At 36.1% G+C, this 1,606-nt stretch carries 2 protein-coding genes; both read left to right on the top strand.

Going from position 1 to position 1,606, the window contains the following annotated elements:
• On the top strand, window positions 1-1,003 hold a 1,003-nt coding region (locus tag AB1630_13105; protein MEW6104724.1), incomplete at its 5' end, for a tetratricopeptide repeat protein.
• Window positions 1,000-1,606: hypothetical protein (locus tag AB1630_13100; protein MEW6104723.1), on the top strand; the 607-nt coding region annotated here is incomplete at its 3' end. The genes AB1630_13105 and AB1630_13100, both read left to right, overlap by 4 nt.

Raw genomic sequence — 1,606 nt, 5'->3', positions numbered from 1 at the left:
AACTTATGGTGAGTGGTGGAGGTTTTGGGAGGGAAAGCCTAAGAAAGAGAAAGCAAAACAAGAAAGGGTTGTCAAAAAAGGCTCAAAAAATACTAAAAATCAAACCCAATCTCTGGTTTTATCCAAACAGGACGAAGGAACCTCTACTGACCCTGCCCAACAGCTTTTGGATGAGGCGATTGAGTTTTATAAAAAAGGGCTTTGGAAATCAGAGAGCGAAAGAAAAGGGACTGAGAGTTTAGAATATTACAATAAGGCGATTGAGAAATATGAGGAATTGGTGAACAAATACCCTGATTCTCCCTTAGCCCCTACTGCTTGGGATTTAATGGCTTCAGGATATGCAAGGAAAGCTTGTTATGATGATATAGAAAAGAGGCCATATTATCTTGATAAAATCATTGAATGCTTTAAAAAAATCCTTACCGACTATCCTAATAGCGAAGAGGAAAAACTTGTTCGTTATAACATTGGAAGTTGGTATTTAGTAGGGAAAAACTATCCAAAGGCAATTGAGTATTTCCAAGTCCAGCTTTCTAAATACCCTATTGAAGGAACAAAGACAATCCCAACTTATATGAAGATGGCAGTAGCATATAGGAAGATGGGAAGCTATACAGAGGCAATTTCTGTCCTTCAGAAGTTTAAAAAAGAAAATCCTGAGAATAGTTGGGTAATATATTATAATGCTGATGCAGAAATAGCAAGTTCTTATGAACATTTGGGAAACTTTGATAAAGCTTTAGAGATATATCTTGATATAATAAATAAAGCAGATCCAAGGCTTTATCCCCGTGCTCTTGAGTTAGATATCGTTGTCTATAATATAGCCTGGATATATGATGAGGTTAAAAAGGATTATATAAATGCAGAGATATGGTATAAAAGGTTTCTTAAGGATTATAATAATACTATATTGGCTGGGACTGTAACAGAAAGGCTAGACGAGCTTGAAGAGCTTAAAGAGCAAGGGAAGCTATCTACAGGCAAGAAAAAAAGATGAAAATAAAGATTTTCCTTTTTCTTTTTATCGGGCTTATTATTAGCCAAAGGCTTTATGCTAAACCAACATTTAATGAGCTTTTTGAATATTGGCACCATGAAACCGAACGACATGACACTCAACAAAAAGCCATTGAAAGACTTTGCACCAGACTTGAAATGGGTGCTCCTGGAGATGGTGCGACAGTTGAAGGCACAGTTGTAGTCTCAGCAAATGCTTATGGCTATTATAATGGTCCATACATCCCTAATCAGGAAAATACAAGATTTGCTGTTGTTCCAGAAGGATATATAGGAAAGCCTACACAATATTGTTATGAATTCCTTGGTAGGATAGGCGATGTTTTTCCTAATTGTAATATCTCAGCCTTGTGGGACACCACCGAACTTCCCACTGGTTGGTATTATATTTGGGTAAGTGAGTTGATAATGCAAGGAGATCCACCTTATCCTGTTAATTGTATTACAAGCAATAGAATAAAGGTCTATGTCAACAATAAGTTTATGGTAAGAATCTCTCCCACAAAACAATATTTTTATAAAGGAGGCATTACAAAATCCCATAAGATAACCATAGAAAATAAGACAAACAAGGAATTTACCG

It is taken from the genome of bacterium, from assembly GCA_040753555.1.
GTDB lineage: Bacteria > UBA9089 > UBA9088 > UBA9088 > UBA9088 > JBFLYE01.
Note: the sequence above shows the minus strand (reverse complement) of the source record. Positions and strands in the feature narration are given on the sequence as shown.